Below are 17,575 nucleotides of genomic sequence, written 5' to 3'. Positions count from 1 at the left end.
TTATTGATGCCCCCTTCTTATCACACTGTGATGCACATAACGTTCGCGGTTCGGTTCCGCAGTTTTTATTCCACTTGTAATAGGGCGTTCCGCTGGGTTCTTCGTGTTAGATGTGCTTTTATTCACTTCCGATTGCTTTTCTTTCTTCGGTTCGGGAAGAAAGTTCGCATTATAAATACGATCCTGTATATATTTAGGTAAGGTAATGGTGTCTTTGAGGTATTTTTCGACGAGCATATTAACAATGGGACCCGCCCAGGTACCGCCGTATCCTGCGTTTTCTACAAATACAGCAATGGCTATTTTAGGATTTTCGCGCGGTGCGAAAGCAAAAAATACGGCATGGTTTTCACCATGCGGATTCTGGACGGTTCCGGTCTTGCCACACATTTCCACGTCCGGAATGCGTACCCTATATCCTGTTCCGCCTGGAACATTCACGGCACGACTCATCCCTTCAATAACAGGTTCATAGTACTTAGCATCTACACCCGCACTTATTTTTTCCTTAAATTCATCCTTTACGATACCCTTTTCACCAATAGCTTTAACGAGGTGCGGACGGTAATAAAAGCCGCGGTTGGCGACGATTGCCATAATATTGGCCATTTGCAGTGGTGTGACGCCCATTTCCCCTTGTCCGATAGATAAGGAAATATTAAAGCTGGAACGCCATTTATCATTACCATAACGCTTGGTATAAAAATCGGAAGTAGGGATTAAACCCGGCTTTTCACCAGGAAGGTCTATACCTAAGGTACGGCCTAGCCCAAACTTCGCTAACGCCTCTCGCCAAAGGTCGTAAGCCTTGGGGCCAGACATGCCCCGTGAGTCGATCATCCGCGCATAGGTATACCCGTAGTAGGTGTTACAAGATGTCTGTATCGATTTCGCTAAACTGGTCGCGCCGTCGACGTGTGTACAGCGCATAATTGCCCGACCTCCACCATAGCGGTAACCACCGGGGCAGTAGAAAATAGTTTTTTCGTCGATGACACCCGCTTGTTGAGCCGTTAGTGCTGCTACTACCTTAAAAACCGATCCAGGAGGATAGGAAGCTTGGATTGGGCGGATAAACATCGGCCGAGTTTCATCCCGTAAGAGTTTCATGTAATTATTGCCGCGTTGTCTCCCTACCATCATATTGGGGTCGTAAGATGGGGCGCTGACTAAAGTTAGTATCTCTCCGGTAGCGGGTTCAATGGCAACGACCGAACCCATTTTGTTTTTCATTAGTTTTTCTGCCAACACTTGTAAATCACGGTCAATGGTTGAGATTAAACCATCTCCCGCTACAGCGAGCGTGTCATATTGACCGTCCATAAAAGACCCCTTGGGTCTATTGAGTGCATCTACCATTTGGTTTTTTACGCCGCGCTGTCCACGTAGAAGCTCTTCGTAAGCGCGTTCAATACCGCTAGCGCCGATATAGTCGCCCGGCCGATAAAAACCTTCGGATTGCTCGATATTCTTATCATTTACCTCTTGGATATAGCCTAGAAGTTGTGGTGCAATGCTGTCCGGATAACTCCTAACGGTCCGATTTTGGACATAGAATCCTCGGAATTTATATAGATGTTCCTGTAATCGTGCATAAGTTTCTGCAGATAACTGCTTTTCAAATATAGAAGGCCGATAAGGGGAATGTGCGCGGGCTTTATTCATCCTCTTTTTGAATCCATCGTAGTCGAGGTCGACAAGCTGACATAAAAGGGTGGTATCAATTTCTTTTGCTTCGATAGGCGTTACCAACAAGTCGTATACGGGTTCGTTCTGTACCAACACTTTTCCGTTCCGATCATATATCACACCTCTAGCTGGATATACAACTACTTTACGTAGAACATTGTTGTTGGCTGATAATAAATAAGATTTGTCAATGACTTGGATGTAAAATAGACGAGCTATGATGACAATTGCGATAGCAATAAAGATTCCCTGAATAACAAATTTACGAGCAAAAAAACTATTCATGAACGCAAGCCCCCAATTTAAATGTTACCAATGCGTGACTTTCTTTTATAAACGAGCAAGTTCATCAACAAGATGATACAAGTTGTAAATATACTACTTAAAATAGTACTTGCCATCGTGTACAAAAAATTAGATAACGTAAATGTTTCTACAAGAAAAAGAAAGAAGTGATGTACAAACGTTCCAAAAAATACATAGGATAGAAACCATTTCGTACCCATCACGCCCAGCGATGGCGTATTAAACGATTCTTTCAGTTCGACTTCCACCGTAATTTTATGAAAGAATATACGGAATAATCCCAAACAGACGCACGCAGCGGCATGTACACCGACGGAATCATAAAAAGCGTCGATGATTAATCCTGTTAAAAAAGAAATCAAAAATAACAATAAATTGGGTAATCCTATTGGCAGAAGGAAGATAAAGAAGATATATGGATAAGTGGTCGCTACGTTGTAATACCCTATGTTTTTAAATAGAGCTACCTGTAGTAAAACCACAAATATAAATCGGACAATATTTTTGATGATTACGCTACCCATTATCTTGACTGTCAGCTTCTAATTTTTCTTTTTCCTTAATCAATAAATCCTTTACCACATATACATGGTGTAAATTGCTGAAATTCGTTGAAAGTTCTATTTTTAAGTCTAAAAAGCTCTCTCCCGATGTTATGCCTGTTTCTGCAATTTTTCCCACCTGGATTCCTGCGGGAAATAGCGAAAAGCCAGAAGTATAGACTTTTTCTCCTTTTTTGATCTCAACATGATTAGGGATGTCCTTTACCATTCCATAGCGGGGATCTATACTGCTTCCCCACACTAACGAACCAATTATTTCAGAACTATCTAACGTAACGGAAATCCTGGTGTCGGGGTGTAGCAGTGACTGTACCGAACTGAAATGAGGGGAGGTTTGGAGCACGACGCCAACGACTCCATTAGAGGTAATCACGCCCATTCCTTTCTCTACGCCGTCAGCCGAACCTTTGTCGAGCGTGAGGTAGTTGTTTTTTCGATGAATACTATTGTTAGCGACATTCGCTACAATAAAGGCATATCTGCCCTGTTCGATAGAGTCTATAATATGGACCGTATCTGCGGAGGTGTCAGCTTGAAGAAGATTTTGGATCTGTTGCCTTAACAGCACGTTTTCAGTAGCCAATTCCTCATTTGTTTCATTCAAGGAGAGATAACTTTTCCAAGAATTAACCTGTTTATAATACGAGCCGACAATAATATTAGATGAATTAATAAAAGAAGAGCGCTGGAAATTGTTATTACGAACAACTAAGGTAATGGATATTACAAAAAAGAGAATAAACCAAAATATAGCATTATATCTAACCAGAAATAACCAAAGGTTTCTCATATGTTTTTGGTTTCTATTATTTAGCTCTCAACAAATACGCGATATAAATGACAAACTTCGTTTATATCGCGTATATATCAATGGATTATAACGCTTTTACTGCATTAAAAATTTAAATCTTCCGATATTTTTTAACGCAATCCCTGTACCTCTCACGACTGCGCGTAGCGGGTCTTCGGCAACGTGTACCGGAAGTTTTGTTTTCGCTTGTATACGTTTGTCCAAACCTCGTAATAACGCACCTCCGCCCGTTAGATATATACCTGTTTGATATATGTCTGCCGATAGCTCGGGAGGTGTGATTTCTAAAGCCTTTAGGATGGCTTCCTCTATCTTTGAGATAGATTTATCCAGACAGTGCGCTATTTCTGTATACGATACCGTGATCTGTTTTGGAATACCTGTCATGAGGTCCCGGCCTTGTACAGCGAAATCTGCCGGTGGGTCTGTAAGTTCAGGTAGGGCTGCCCCGACTTCAATCTTGATTTTCTCCGCGGTGCGTTCTCCAATCATAATGTTATGTTGACGACGGATATATTGCACAATGTCGGAATCAAAATTGTCTCCAGCGACTCGGATAGATTGGTCACAAACAATGCCGGAAAGCGCGATAACAGCAATTTCTGTTGTGCCGCCACCAATATCGATGATCATGTTACCAACAGGTTCTTCGACATCGATTCCAATACCCACTGCTGCGGCCATGGGTTCGTGAATCAAGTAAACTTCTTTGGCACCTGCAATTTCAGCTGAATCGCGTACCGCACGTTTCTCTACTTCCGTAATGCCTGAAGGAATACAAACAACCATCCGTAAAGAAGGGAAAAACCAAGATTTGCCCTTATTCACTAACTTTACCATTCCGCGAATCAAATGCTCGGCAGCCGTAAAATCAGCTATAACACCGTCGCGCAATGGCCTTACTGTTTTTATATTATCGTGCGTCTTACCTTCCATTTGCATTGCTTGCCTACCGATGGCAATCACCTTGTTAGTCGTGCGGTCAAAAGCAACGATAGAGGGTTCATCCACTACTACTTTGTCATTATGTATAATTAGGGTGTTTGCTGTCCCTAAATCGATAGCAACTTCTTGCGTAAACCAATTAAATAACCCCATGAAGTATATATTGTCTTGTTTTCAAATTTAAATGCAAACCTAAGCAAAAAAAATGGTTTTATCCGTCAGTCGTCTACGAAAAAAATACGACTTTTTACCGCTATATTCCATGGAGTAAAACCCCTATGTAATAATTGAATGTATCAACCTCTAAATCGCCTGTACTGTCTACCTTTATTGGTAGAGCTTGAAAGGTCGCATCTATCTCATAACGTGTTCTGGGCTGTCCTTTTTTTCCAATGTGTACTGGCATTTTAAAGCCTGGTGTTTCGGCAATCCAACGGCAAAATACATTCCCGTTATCTCGTCGTACGATTTCTAATACGGGAATACTTTTACGCTGGATATACTGTTCAAATATCTTCGTGAAATCTATGCCAGATTCCGCGTTCAAATAGGTTAAGATATCTAGGTAATCTACTGTTTGATGATAAAATTTGCTATTCAACCCCCGAAGAATAGACCGCCATTTTTCGTCACTATCGATGATCGTTCGGATCATGTTATGCAATACACCTCCTTTCACATACATATCTCCCGAACCCTCCTTGTTGACCCCATAGGGGCCTTGGAGTGGCTTGTCGTTCAAAATTGCCAGCCGGTTACCATTTACGTAAGCTTGACTAGCTTCCTTTCCATAGTGGTAATCAATGAAGAGGGCCTCGGAATAATTGGTGAAGCTCTCGTGTATCCACATATCGGCTAGATCCTTGGCTGTGATATTATTCCCAAACCATTCATGGCCAGATTCGTGAACCACAATGAAATCCCATTTTAGCCCCCATCCACTACCGGAATTATCGTGGCCAAGATACCCGTTTTGAAATTTGTTCCCATACGCAATGGCGCTTTGGTGCTCCATGCCGAGGTGTGCCGTTTCTATTAATTTATAGCCATCTTCATAGAACGGATAGGGGCCGAACCAATACTCAAAAGCCTCTAGTGTTTCTTTAGTATTTTGTTGTAAGTGCTTGATTTTATTTTTGTTTTCTTTTAATACATAGTAGTCAATGGAAAGCAGGCCTTTTTCTCCGAGATAACTTTCGGCGACATGTTCATAGTCACCGATGTTCAATGCTACATTATAATTGTTTATCGGATTGTTCACTTTCCAATGGTACTTAGTGTAATATTTATCCAGCTTTTCGGTCTTTATTAACCTACCATTAGAGACATTCATGACTTCATTTGGAACGGCAACAGAAATCAGCATACTATCTACTTCATCTGATTGATGGTCTTTATTCGGCCACCATACGCTAGCACCTAGACCTTGACAAGCCGTTGCCACCCAGGGCTTTCCTCTGCGATCTGTTTTCCAGTCGAAACCGCCGTCCCAAGGTGCGCGAGTAGCGGTAATGGGGTTGCCAGAATAATGAACTTTGAAAGAATCGATCTTACCTTTCTGAATAATGTTCGGAAAGTTTACGAAAACAGCATTGTAAGATCGTTCAAAATGGAGTTCTTCCCCTTGATACTCCACGCGGTCAACCGAAAGGTTTTCAAAAAGATCAAACTGTAATCTTTCAAAATCATCAACAGACTCAAAATGAAATAGATTACTTCCTGATATAAAGCGATTATTGATGTCGACTTTGATGTCTAAGTGATAATATTTAATATCATAGCATGTCCGAAGAGGCGTCAGTGTACCCCTAAGGGAATCCGCCTTGTTGAATATCGCCTTAGCTTTCATTAATTGGGCGGTGGCCAAGTTATGTGCCGTCAAGAATAAGAAAAAAAAGATAGCATATCGAATGTCCAGTTTCATCAGTGATAAGGAGGTTTGTGACGACCAAAGATAAAGATTTTAAGCAAAATTACGTACCACGGATTATAAGTTGCGGATCTGGAAGGGGTTAACGAAGTAGATCTCGCTTACTGTGGTAACCACTGGAAATATGTTGCCATGCTGCAGATAAGTGATTAATAATATCGGTCGCTGTAATGCTTTTTTCGTGGATAGAGGTCGCGGCGATGTCTCCAGCTAATCCGTGTAAGTATACACCCAATAAGGCAGCGTTGGTAGGCGCGTGGTGTTGTGCTAGCAAAGCGGTGATAATGCCCGAGAGTACATCGCCGCTCCCGCCTGTGGCCATCCCTGGGTTGCCTGTAGAATTAAAGTGTACGTTGCCATCTGGTAGGATAATCGCGCTATTCGCTCCTTTTACCACAACAATCTGTTTGTAATGACTGCTCCATTCACGCACTTTTTTAATTTTTTCAAAGTCATCTACCCAAGAACCTATTAAGCGCTCCAATTCTTTAGGATGCGGGGTCAAAATGCTGTGAGAAGGGATGAGCGCATGCCAATCAGGGTTTTTTGCAAGGATGTTGATAGCGTCAGCATCCAGCAGTAGGGCTGGGGGCGCGGACATTAGCTTAAGTCGTTCAAATAATTGTAACAAAGCGTTTTCTGTGTCTGGATGCGTACCCATTCCCATACCAATACCGATGGCTTGATACTTGGTGATTTGGTCAGGGATCATACTGATGTGTGTTTCGGCTGTATCGGTCTGTACTTGTGCTTCGGGAAAGGCACTTTGTACTATAGCGTAACCACAAGCGGGAAGATAGGTTGTTATCATCCCACAACCGCTTTTTAATGATCCTTTACTAGCTAGAATGATCGCCCCGATACTGCCATAAGATCCACCAATAATACAGCTATGCCCATAAGTGCCCTTGTGTGTAAACTTTTCCAATGGCTTTACAAACAGCTGTATTTCTTCTTTTTGTGTGTAATGATAAGTAGTTGGTATGCTATATTGTATATCTTTGTCTAGTCCGATGTCCAGTACATTGAACGAGCCTGAAAAGGGAGCGTACTTCGGAAACAATAGGCTGAGTTTAGGGCAGGCAAATGTATACGTCATGTTTGCCTGTATAATAGGAGCTTCTAAAGGGGTGGGGTTGTCTGCAAAAAGCCCTGAAGGGATATCAACGGACAGTACAGGATTGGAAGCCGTGTTGATTTGGTCGATAAGTTCTTTCCAATTATCATCCAATTGGCGAGATAAGCCGTAGCCGAATAAAGCATCGATAAGAATACTTTTTTCTGGAAATTCCAATTGACTTTCCGTTGTTATTGAAAGAATAGGTATGTCTATTTCGTGAAGACGTTGTTGATTGATTTGGTTTTCTGCGCTGTAAGATGTATGCGCTAGCAGATAAATTTTAACAGTATGTCCGGCATTGTATAACATTCGCCCCACGGCCAATCCGTCTCCACCGTTGTTGCCAAAGCCACATAAAATCACAAAAGAAGCCTGTCGTTCGCCAACATATTGCTGTATCGCTTGAAACAACGCCTCTGCAGCACGTTCCATCAATTCAGCAGGAGCAAGATTTTGGCTCTTCATCGTAATCTGCTCCCATGTATACATTTGTGCGGCGGAAAGGATTTTCATTTTGATAGATTTTTTGTTAAAAATAAGGATTTAATATGTTTTTTCATTCTTGTCAAAAAAGCTGTTCGAAAATTTTAGGCATTACTTTTGCAAAGCTTGATACTAGGAAATAAAAATGTCAACTTATGATAAATAGTAGAATAATCATGATGGTCGTCCTAATTTCTGGTTTATTCCTTGCTAGCTGTGGGGGAAAGAAAAGATATGCCGAATTACAAATGCAGCATCAGGATTTGACCGAGCGCTATCAACAAAGCCAAATAGAGCTTGCTGAAAGCCGAACGAAAGTTAAAAACTTAGAGGAGCTTTTGGAAATTGAGCGTAAAAACAACGCGTCCTTGCGGGAAGCATTACAACGTCTACAGGGAACGCTGGATATGAGTATCAACCAAAATACACAGGGAAATGTCAATATCTCAAAGTTGGTTGATGAGATCAACGCATCGAATAGGTATATCCAACATTTGGTAAATACCAAAAATAAAAGTGATTCACTTAATCTCGTGCTGACAAACAATTTGACACGTTCTTTGAGTCGTGAGGAGTTACGTGATGTTGATGTGAAGGTGTTGAAAGGTGTGGTGTATATATCCTTGTCTGATAATATGCTTTATAGGTCCGGTAGCTATGAAATCTCTGCAAGAGCCGGCGAGACACTTAGTAAAATTGCTAAGATTATTCAAGACTATAGAGAATACGATGTCTTGATTGAAGGAAATACAGATACCGATCCAATTTCCCAAAAGAATATTCGAAATAATTGGGATTTGAGTGTGTTACGAGCATCCTCCGTTGTGCAGGCTTTACAAACCCAATATGGTGTTGACCCTAGACGTTTAACCGCAGGGGGAAGGGGCGAGTACAATCCTGTTGCCGATAACACGACACCTGATGGAAAAGCGCGAAACCGTCGTACGCAAATTATCATTACACCAAAGCTAGATCAATTTATGGAACTGATTGATAAAGCGCCGGAAGCGAGTACAGAAGCGAATGCAATAGATCCACAGGAAGAGACGCCAGCTGTCACGGAGTTTTAGTTGTGGCAGATTTTGAATTAATTAAGAAAGGAGCAGCACTGAAGTATGCTCCTTTCTTATTAGCGATTCGAACAGGAAATGTAATTTTTCAATAACAAAGAACTTGTCGAAAATTGTTTGTTTTCACTACCTTTGAAAGCATGAAATACGCACGGTTGTGAAGCTATAACCAACGATAGAAATAATCTTGGTATTCCATGTGGCCGTTAAAAACAGATTATTTACATATGGAATGGGACATCGCAAAAAAAGATTTTAAGCGCTATTTGTTATTGGAACGTAATCTATCAAACCACTCGATAGATGCTTATTTGAACGATGTACAGAAGCTGGAAGCATATTGCAGTTTTAAGAAAACAGCGCTTGCCCAAGTAGATGCTCGTTTCATACAACAGTTCCTTGTCTTTATAAACGACTTTAGCATATCTGCTTTTACGCAAGCTAGGCTTCTTTCGGGATTAAGGACGTTTTTTGCATTCCTCCAAATTGAATATGATAGAAAGGACAACCCCACGGAATTAGTGGAATCCCCACGATTAAACCGTAAAATTCCCACTGTACTGAATATCGAGGAGATAGATGCGCTAATTGCAGCTATTGATCTGTCCACATTGGAGGGAATGCGTAATAAAACCATTTTGGAAGTATTATATGGTTGTGGTTTGCGTGTCTCGGAATTAGTTACATTAAAAGTTTCTAATCTTTATTTGGATGTCGAATTTGTCAAAGTAGAAGGGAAGGGAAGTAAGGAACGTCTTATTCCTATTGGGCATCACGCTATTAAATACTTGAAAATATATCTGGAGGAAGTGCGTCCTCATGTTCCGGTGCAAATGGGACATGAAGACGTTGTTTTTCTGAATAGGCGCGGGAAACAGTTGACACGTGTCATGGTATTCCTTATTATTAAAGATCTTGCAAAGAAAATAGGTTTGACAAAACCTATTAGTCCTCACACGTTTCGTCATTCATTTGCTTCCCATTTGGTAGAAGGTGGTGCGGATTTGCGAGCAGTACAAGATATGCTCGGACATGAGAGCATTACGACTACTGAAATTTATACGCATATTGATAAAGATTATTTGCAATCGGTCATTACCCAGTACCATCCCAGGTCATAAACATCTGCTTAATGCAACTAGGTGAACTTTAATTTGCAATACAATTGCATTTGATGTATCTTTGTGCCCAACTTATGACAGCAAAGATAGGACGGTTTATAGGTGTGATCATGACATTGATTGTTTTATCAACAAGCAGTGGGCTTCACTATACGCATGATATTACACACCACCATAATTGTTCGTCTTCAGATCATCACGAACATCCTGAGGCAGATGAATGTGCGCTTTGTTGGTTCATTTTACATCAAATAAGCCATCATTTCGCGTTTGACGCTTTGTTACCTGATGTAGTGACAAAAGAGTACAATAGTCTACACAACGGACGTTACTATTTGTCCTGCCAGGATGGTGCAGCGCGTCTGCAGCAGAACAAAGACCCGCCCCGATATATATAAATCCACAACATTCAGGTTTATACCATTCATAAAATTTTTTGAATAAATGCAATACAAATGCTTAGCCCTATTAGGGATGCTATGGCTTTTTATCGGCTTGTGTAACGGGCAGCAGGAGCACTCGGTGCATAAAAAAGAACAAGATTCCATCCATTTGCAAGATGTGGAGGTTATCGGACGTCGTGGTGAATTATCCCACAGCGTACACCGCCTCTCTGCACAAGAAGTGCAGGAAAACAAAGGGAAAACGCTGGCGGAATCATTAACAGACATTTCCGGTGTATCCACTATAGGTATGGGAAACAGCGTTGTGAAACCCGTCATCAATGGACTCCACAGCAATCGAATTCTTATCTTGAACAATGGTGTGCGTCAAGAAGGACAACAATGGGGGATCGAACATGCGCCTGAAATAGACCCTTTTGCAGCAAACGAACTGGAGGTGGTGAAAGGCGCACAAGGAGTCCGGTATGGGGCAGATGCTTTAGGCGGAGTTATATTGACCTCGGCAAATGATATTGATTTAGACAGAGAATGGAAGGGGGGAGTAGATCTGATAGGACAGTCGAACGGACGTGGAGGAGCTGTAAATACGCGTTTTGAGGGTGCTGTAAAAGCGTTGCCTGGATTAGGCTGGCGCATGCAAGTTAGCGGTAAAAAGCTAGGAAATTATAAAGCGGCTGATTACTTTTTGGGTAACACGGGTGTAGAAGAATTCAACTATGCCGGAACACTGCAATATAAACGAGACAGAAATCAGCTGGAGTTATATTTTAGTCATTTCGGAACGCAATTGGGCATCTTTCGGGGTGCACATATTGGTACGGGCGAAGATATTCAAGCACGTATAGATTATGGACGTCCCTTTGAAACGTACGATTTTAGTTATCAGATCGAGGCGCCACGACAAAAAGTAACACATGATTTGGTTAAAGCCTCATGGGAACATCAGTTTCGCACCGACCGTAAATTGGAAGTGCAATATGGACTGCAGCGAAACCACCGCCGAGAGTACGACTTGCGGCGGGTGGAATCGGACGATATCCCAATGGCCGATATGGTGTTGACGACACAAAGTCTGGATGTCGTTGTGAAGCAGGGACATAGTTCGGTAGGTATGCAATCTTTGATACAGATCAATAATAATACGCCGGGTACCGGGACGACGCCTATTATCCCCAACTTCGACAGCTATGCAGCAGGAATATTTGCCGTGCACCAATTTCATATTGATAGATGGCATGCCGAGATAGGTGGTCGTTACGATTTTAAATATTTAGATATCGCAGGGTATCGGTATCGGCGAGACTTGATCAATGACGATGGAACGATTGAGCAATATTTACTAACGGATACCCGTAGGTTTCACAACGCGTCGGGTACAGTCGGTGCCCTTTATCATTTTTCACCAAAACTGAGCTGGAAAAGCAATATTGGTCTGGCCTGGCGGGCACCTTCTGTTAATGAATTGTATAGTGACGGTGTGCATCACGGAAGTGCGACCTATGAATTAGGGAATCCTGATCTGCGTAGCGAGAAGGGGTTAAAATGGATCAATGCTTTTATATGGAACGATGAGCGTCTACAGGCAACGATAGATGTGTACGCTCAGATATTATATGATTATATCTATGCACAACCGGATCCAGATGTTGTTCGGCAAACGATCCGAGGTACATTTCCGCTGTTCGCTTATCAGCAGCACGATGCACTCTTTTATGGAGCTGATTTACGTCTCCGCTATGCTTTTTTGGATAGGCTACATTACGACGTAAATGCATCCATAGTTCGTGCGCGCAATGTGGAGTTGGATAACTATTTACCGTATATTCCACCAGCACGCTTTCAACATGCTTTTTCTTGGTCATATTTGGGACGATCGCAACCGGAAAGTTACCTCAAGTTTGTCCACCGCTTTGTAGCAAAACAAACCCAGTATACCGAAGGGATGGACTACGTGGTGCCACCGCCTGCTTACCATTTGTTTGATATCGTGGTAAATAAGCAAATTAAAGCTAATAATGACACCCACACATCATGGAATGTGATGCTTTCCGTGGAAAATCTATTCAATAGCTCCTATAAGGACTATATGGATCGTTTTCGGTATTTCGCCCATCAAATGGGTAGAAATGTAAACGTAAAAATTTCTTATCAATTTTAGAATTATTAAAATCATGAAACAAATTAATCTTTTTATTTTAGCAATTAGTATACTTTTCTTTGCCCCATCGTGTTCAAAAGATGATCCTACACCAGAAGAAGATCAAGAGGAAGTAGGTACGGCTAAATTAGTTTTTACCGAAGTGGAACGTGAAGAACATGGCGATCATTACCATTACAATGATATTTCGAATCCGCAAGTAGAAGAGGTTGTGTTTGGTGGTGATCAGATGCTTCCTCCAGTAAATGCACACTTACATTTGTATGTAGGTAAGACGTACAGATTGGAGTTATTTGCGACAGACTTTGCAGGCCGCGAGACGCGGCAAACATTTCTGGATAGACATGATATTCACCAAGCTTTTATTCTAAAGAACCCGACAGGAAGTCTTGCAGAAACGATGGAATATGTATATGCGGACAGAGATGTCGACAATAATGAAGTGAATGTAGGCGTTACGGGATACTTAACCGTTGCCGAAGAAGCGGATACATTCGTATTACGTTATGTATTACGTCATTTAAATCCTGGGGTAAAAGAAAATATCACTGCTGGTGATTGGAGCAATTCGAACTTTATGCAATTCACAGGGGCAAACGATTTAGATTTGAAAGTTGAGGTGCATTTGGTTAGTGAACAAGGCCACGACCACTAGAAGTATTTGCTGGCGGATAATTTATATTTTGCATTTCGATTTTAAAGTAATGTAAAAAATAGTATTTTTGCCAGCGAAGTTGGTTCCCGTAGTTCAATGGATAGAATTTCAGATTCCGGTTCTGACGATGTGGGTTCGACCCCCGCCGGGAACACACCAAAAAAACAGCGCTCGCAAAGCGCTGTTTTTTTTAAGCCCCTTCCTTAACAAATATTGTTTGCTATATCATGTACTAATCGAAATATTGTAGGAAATTATGGAGAAAGAAACAACGAAATTTCGTATGTTTACCGTATTCGATTATTATACACAACAAATTAAGTTACGAATGAATCTAATAAAACCTATTGCAATAGCATTTTTATTACCTGGATTATTCCAGTTAAGTCAAGCTGGGCCAATGGCTATGTTTGCGGAATCACGGAGTATTCTTCGAGCCGATACATTGTCGTGGGATGCGCCGTTACCTTTTGATCAAGAGGTTAAAACAGGTAAACTGGAAAACGGTTTTCAATATTTTATCCGAAAAAACGTCGAGCCTAACGATCGTGTTACGATGTATTTAGCGACCAAAGTAGGCTCTATCTTAGAGACAGAGGAAGAATTAGGGCTGGCGCATTTTATGGAGCACATGAATTTTAATGGTCTCAAACATTTTCCAAAAAATGAGTTAGTAAATTACTTGCAAAGTGCCGGTGTACGTTTCGGTAGTGACCTCAATGCTTATACCGGTTTTGATCAAACCGTATACCAATTACCAATTCCTTCGGATGACCCCGAGCTGTTGAAAAACGGACTGCAAGTCATGCGTGATTGGGCGCAGGATGCTTTATTGACAGATGAAGAAATTGACAAAGAAAGAGGTGTCGTATTAGAGGAAATGCGAGGAGGACGCGGTGCTCAACAACGTATGCGCGATCAATATCTTCCCATAATGCTCAACAATTCCCGGTATACACATCGTTTGCCTATCGGTACCAAAGAAAGCATCACGGATTTTCCGTACGAGGTTTTGCGCAACTTCCACCAGAAATGGTATCGTCCGGATTTACAATCACTGATTATCGTTGGCGATATTGATGTGGCGGAGATGGAAGCAGAAGTGCAGCGCCTGTTCGGTGACCTAAAATCACCCGCCGACCCGCCCGAACGCGTGGAGTATAAGGTGCCTTTATTGGATAAAAACCAGTTCATCGTGGTCACGGATTCCGAAATGACCTATACCACCGCCCAAATTACAATCAAACATACAGAAGAAGAAGTTAAAACGGTACGTGATTTCCGCAGAAGTATCCTTAAATCAGTATATGGCACCATGTTAAATGCCCGCTTGTCGGAACTAGCACAATCAGCCGATCCGCCGTTTATTCAAGCGAGAGTCGGAATTGGCGGTTTTCTGGGGGGATTGGACGCTTATAACGCTTCGTTCGCGGCGAAACCGAACGAATTTGAGAACGGGTTTAAAGCCTTGGTGCGTGAACTGGAGCGTGTTCAGAAGCACGGTTTTACCGAGACGGAATTTCAGCGGGCTATTGCGAATATTGAAAAGGGGAATGAAACGCTATTTATAGAGCGGGATAAAAAGAAATCAGATAGCTACGTAAGCCGCTATTTGAACTATTATCTGGACGATACTCCGGCATTAAGTAATGTAGATTCGTATAATCTGTACAAGCAATTGCTCCCGACCTTAACACTAAAGGAAGTAGAAGAAATAGGGAAGGAATATTACCTAGATACGAACCGAGATATTATCATTATGGCGCCGGACAAGGAGAAAGAAAATCTCCCTGCCGAAGCACAGGCGAATGCTTGGTTTTCCGAAGTAGAGAACGAGGATGTCCTTGCTTATGAAGACAAGGTATCTGACCTTCCTTTACTTGCGGGTAAACCCCAAGCGGGGACGATCGCGTCTTCCAAAGAAATTGCAGATATCGCCGTGAAGGAATTCATACTGAGTAATGGGGTGAAAGTCGTGCTGAAGCCAACCACTTTTAAAAATGATGAAATTCTGATTAACGCATTCAGTCCGGGAGGAACCTCTTTATATAATGATGTTGATTATTTTTCCGCAGCTCAGTCTGGAAATCTAGTGAACAGTAGCGGCCTTGGTCAGTTGAATACATTTGAGTTACGCAGGTACATGACCGGAAAGAATGTGAATATCAGTCCCTATATTGGCGAGCGGAGCGAGGGGCTTTCTGGTTATAGCGATAAAGAGGGACTTACCACCGCTTTTGAATTGATTTACGGCTACTTTACGGAACCACGGATTGAAGACGATGTATTTCAGAGCTTTGTTACGAGAAGTCTGTCTTCTATGAGTAACCAAGAAGATGATCCGAATTTTGTGTTTTCCAAAGCAATTAATGAAAGCCTGTACGGAGATAATATCCGTCGTGTTCCGATGGAAGCAAAAGATGTAAAGAAGATTGATAGAGATCGCGCGTTGGCGATTTATAAGGATCGCTTTGCTGACGCGTCCGACTTTGTCTTCACGCTGGTTGGTTCTTTTACAGAGGAGGAGATCAAACCTTATTTAGAAAACTATTTAGCCGCATTGCCAACGTTAGAACGCCAGGAACAAGCGAAAGATTTGAATATCTATGAACCGGAAAAGGGATTTGAAACGGTGGTTCATAAAGGGAAAGAAGAGAAAGCCACAGCGGTTTTACGGTATTATGGCGACTACACTTATGATAAAGTAGAGAATTTAAATATGAGTGCCTTGCAGAGTGTACTGTCTATTAAATTGATTGAACGCCTACGCGAGGAAGAGAGTGGTGTATATGGTACCGGAGCCAGAGCATCAACCAATAAGTATCCTAAAAATCGTTATAGCTTCACGGTGTCATTTGGTACAGGCGTAGACCGGTATGAATCGTTAATGGCCGCCGCACTGAATGAGATTGCAAAGGTCAAGGAAAATGGTCCATTGGCTTCTGATTTAGAAAAATTCAAAATAGAGCAAAAGCGTCAATTAGAACTCTCGCTAAAAGAAAATAAATTCTGGATGGGACAAATTTCAGGAGCCTACCAACGAGAGGAAGATCCTACATATATTAACAGTTATTTGGAAGATTTGGAGAAAATATCGGTGGAATCTGTCAAGGAGGTAGCCAATAAATATTTGAAGGAAGATAAACTCTTTAAGTTTATTCTTTTGCCAGATGAAAAATAAAATGCAATATTGGATAAAACAAAAATGCGCAGCTTTTGGGCTGCGCATTACTAATAATGGGTCGGCGATTAGCCTAAATAAGATTTTAAAATTTTACTGCGCGACGTATGGCGAAGGCGCTGTAAAGCTTTGTCCTTGATTTGACGTACACGTTCTCTCGTCAAGCTAAATTTTTCACCTATTTCCTCAAGGGATAATTGGTGGTTTGTTCCTAATCCGAAAAACAAGACGATAATTTCACGTTCTCTTTCTGTCAAGGTTGCCAATGAGCGTTTAATCTCCTCAGATAGCGACTCATCAATCAATATACTATCTGTATCCGGGTCTGCATTTTCCAATACATCCAAAAGGGTGTTTTCTTCCCCTTGAACAAATGGTGCATCCATGGATACATGTCTTCCTGAGTTGCTTAACGTGTCTGACACTTTGTCAACAGTTGTTTCCAAAATATCAGCCAATTCTTCTGGAGACGGCTCGCGCTCATATTCCTGCTCCAATCTGGAAAAAGCTTTGCTGATCTTACTCAATGAACCCACTTGGTTCAAAGGTAAACGGACAATACGTGATTGTTCAGCAATCGCTTGCAAGATAGACTGGCGAATCCACCATACGGCATAAGAGATAAACTTAAACCCTTTCGTTTCATCAAAACGTTTTGCTGCTTTAATTAAGCCTAAGTTGCCCTCGTTAATCAAGTCGCCCAATGTAAGGCCTTGATTCTGATATTGTTTAGCAACAGAAACCACGAAACGTAAGTTGGTTTTTGTCAGTTTCTCCAAAGCAACTTGGTCTCCTTCGCGTATGCGTTGCGCCAAGATCACTTCTTCTTCTGCGGTGATTAAGTCTACTTTACCAATCTCGTGCAAATATTTGTCTAACGACTGTGATTCGCGATTGGTAATGGATTGTGTAATTTTGAGCTGTCTCATTTAATGTATAAATACCTTTCTCTTTTGAAATGTCTGCAAAAATAGTGAATTTTACCCATAGTTCCTTCATATAAGTGTAAATTAAATACTCTGTATGAGGAAGTTAACATAGGGGGTTTAGTACAAAATTAACAGCAAAAATTATTCCAAACCCGATATATTACTAAGGTAAAACGTAAGAACGGATAATTTGTTTTATCCGTTTTTGTA

Annotated in this window: 13 protein-coding genes and 1 tRNA gene; 7 read left to right on the top strand and 7 right to left on the bottom strand. The window is 41.5% G+C overall.

The window, feature by feature from the left end:
• The 6 genes from mrdA to C5749_RS04710 all read right to left on the bottom strand — a co-directional run bounded on the left by mrdA (position 1) and on the right by C5749_RS04710 (position 7,877).
• Positions 1-1,974 (bottom strand): penicillin-binding protein 2, encoded by a 1,974-nt coding sequence (gene mrdA / locus C5749_RS04735; protein ID WP_105723465.1) that lies wholly within the window; start codon positions 1,972-1,974, stop codon positions 1-3.
• A gap of 17 nt (positions 1,975-1,991) precedes the next feature.
• On the bottom strand, positions 1,992-2,519 hold the full coding sequence (locus C5749_RS04730; RefSeq protein ID WP_105723463.1) for a rod shape-determining protein MreD: 528 nt from the start codon (positions 2,517-2,519) through the stop codon (positions 1,992-1,994).
• Positions 2,512-3,348 carry a rod shape-determining protein MreC gene (gene mreC / locus C5749_RS04725; RefSeq protein WP_105723461.1) on the bottom strand — a complete coding sequence of 279 codons (837 nt, stop codon included), beginning with the start codon at positions 3,346-3,348 and terminating at the stop codon, positions 2,512-2,514. Before mreC ends, C5749_RS04730 begins: the two co-directional genes overlap by 8 nt.
• A gap of 96 nt (positions 3,349-3,444) precedes the next feature.
• Positions 3,445-4,467, bottom strand: a complete 1,023-nt coding sequence (locus C5749_RS04720; RefSeq protein ID WP_105716189.1) for a rod shape-determining protein — start codon at positions 4,465-4,467, stop codon at positions 3,445-3,447.
• A gap of 100 nt (positions 4,468-4,567) precedes the next feature.
• Positions 4,568-6,238: a M1 family metallopeptidase gene (locus C5749_RS04715; protein WP_105723459.1), complete on the bottom strand. Its 1,671-nt coding sequence runs from the start codon at positions 6,236-6,238 to the stop codon at positions 4,568-4,570.
• An 88-nt stretch (positions 6,239-6,326) separates the two neighbouring features.
• Positions 6,327-7,877, bottom strand: coding sequence for an NAD(P)H-hydrate dehydratase (locus C5749_RS04710; protein ID WP_105723457.1), 1,551 nt, complete (start codon positions 7,875-7,877; stop codon positions 6,327-6,329).
• 125 nt (positions 7,878-8,002) lie between these two features.
• Between C5749_RS04710 and C5749_RS04705 the strand changes: the two genes are divergently transcribed.
• The 7 genes from C5749_RS04705 (at position 8,003) to C5749_RS04675 (ending at position 16,436) form a co-directional block, all read left to right on the top strand.
• Positions 8,003-8,917: an OmpA/MotB family protein gene (locus C5749_RS04705; protein ID WP_105723455.1), complete on the top strand. Its 915-nt coding sequence runs from the start codon at positions 8,003-8,005 to the stop codon at positions 8,915-8,917.
• Between the two features lie 227 nt (positions 8,918-9,144).
• Positions 9,145-10,038, top strand: coding sequence for a site-specific tyrosine recombinase XerD (gene xerD / locus C5749_RS04700; protein WP_105723453.1), 894 nt, complete (start codon positions 9,145-9,147; stop codon positions 10,036-10,038).
• 74 nt (positions 10,039-10,112) lie between these two features.
• On the top strand, positions 10,113-10,436 hold the full coding sequence (locus C5749_RS04695; RefSeq protein WP_105723451.1) for a hypothetical protein: 324 nt from the start codon (positions 10,113-10,115) through the stop codon (positions 10,434-10,436).
• Positions 10,437-10,482: 46 nt separating this feature from the next.
• Positions 10,483-12,600 (top strand): TonB-dependent receptor, encoded by a 2,118-nt coding sequence (locus C5749_RS04690; protein WP_105723450.1) that lies wholly within the window; start codon positions 10,483-10,485, stop codon positions 12,598-12,600.
• Positions 12,601-12,613: 13 nt separating this feature from the next.
• A complete protein-coding gene (locus C5749_RS04685) occupies positions 12,614-13,255 on the top strand; it encodes a hypothetical protein (RefSeq protein ID WP_105723448.1) in 642 nt (213 codons plus the stop codon).
• A gap of 82 nt (positions 13,256-13,337) precedes the next feature.
• Positions 13,338-13,409: transfer RNA gene (locus C5749_RS04680), tRNA-Arg, on the top strand.
• A 102-nt stretch (positions 13,410-13,511) separates the two neighbouring features.
• Complete coding sequence (locus tag C5749_RS04675; RefSeq protein WP_245893618.1) at positions 13,512-16,436, top strand: M16 family metallopeptidase; 2,925 nt, start codon at positions 13,512-13,514, stop codon at positions 16,434-16,436.
• A gap of 68 nt (positions 16,437-16,504) precedes the next feature.
• Here the strand turns inward: C5749_RS04675 and C5749_RS04670 are convergent, their stop codons facing one another.
• Positions 16,505-17,365 (bottom strand): sigma-70 family RNA polymerase sigma factor, encoded by an 861-nt coding sequence (locus C5749_RS04670; protein WP_105723446.1) that lies wholly within the window; start codon positions 17,363-17,365, stop codon positions 16,505-16,507.
• Between the last annotated feature and the right edge of the window lie 210 nt (positions 17,366-17,575).

Source organism: Sphingobacterium gobiense (assembly GCF_002980575.1).
In the GTDB taxonomy this organism is placed as follows: domain Bacteria; phylum Bacteroidota; class Bacteroidia; order Sphingobacteriales; family Sphingobacteriaceae; genus Sphingobacterium; species Sphingobacterium gobiense.
The sequence above is the reverse complement of the archived record's forward strand: the minus strand, read 5'-3'. Positions and strand labels throughout refer to the sequence as shown.

Bases quoted from the DNA above. Each gene is read 5' to 3' on its own strand.
- C5749_RS04715 (WP_105723459.1), bottom strand. From the start codon at position 6,238: ATGAAACTGGACATTCGATATGCTATCTTTTTTTTCTTATTCTTGACG.
- C5749_RS04695 (WP_105723451.1), top strand. From the start codon at position 10,113: ATGACAGCAAAGATAGGACGGTTTATAGGTGTGATCATGACATTGATT.
- C5749_RS04675 (WP_245893618.1), top strand. From the start codon at position 13,512: ATGGAGAAAGAAACAACGAAATTTCGTATGTTTACCGTATTCGATTAT.
- mreC (WP_105723461.1), bottom strand. From the start codon at position 3,348: ATGAGAAACCTTTGGTTATTTCTGGTTAGATATAATGCTATATTTTGG.
- C5749_RS04690 (WP_105723450.1), top strand. From the start codon at position 10,483: ATGCAATACAAATGCTTAGCCCTATTAGGGATGCTATGGCTTTTTATC.
- C5749_RS04670 (WP_105723446.1), bottom strand. From the start codon at position 17,365: ATGAGACAGCTCAAAATTACACAATCCATTACCAATCGCGAATCACAG.
- mrdA (WP_105723465.1), bottom strand. From the start codon at position 1,974: ATGAATAGTTTTTTTGCTCGTAAATTTGTTATTCAGGGAATCTTTATT.
- C5749_RS04730 (WP_105723463.1), bottom strand. From the start codon at position 2,519: ATGGGTAGCGTAATCATCAAAAATATTGTCCGATTTATATTTGTGGTT.
- C5749_RS04710 (WP_105723457.1), bottom strand. From the start codon at position 7,877: ATGAAAATCCTTTCCGCCGCACAAATGTATACATGGGAGCAGATTACG.
- C5749_RS04720 (WP_105716189.1), bottom strand. From the start codon at position 4,467: ATGGGGTTATTTAATTGGTTTACGCAAGAAGTTGCTATCGATTTAGGG.
- xerD (WP_105723453.1), top strand. From the start codon at position 9,145: ATGGAATGGGACATCGCAAAAAAAGATTTTAAGCGCTATTTGTTATTG.
- C5749_RS04705 (WP_105723455.1), top strand. From the start codon at position 8,003: ATGATAAATAGTAGAATAATCATGATGGTCGTCCTAATTTCTGGTTTA.
- C5749_RS04685 (WP_105723448.1), top strand. From the start codon at position 12,614: ATGAAACAAATTAATCTTTTTATTTTAGCAATTAGTATACTTTTCTTT.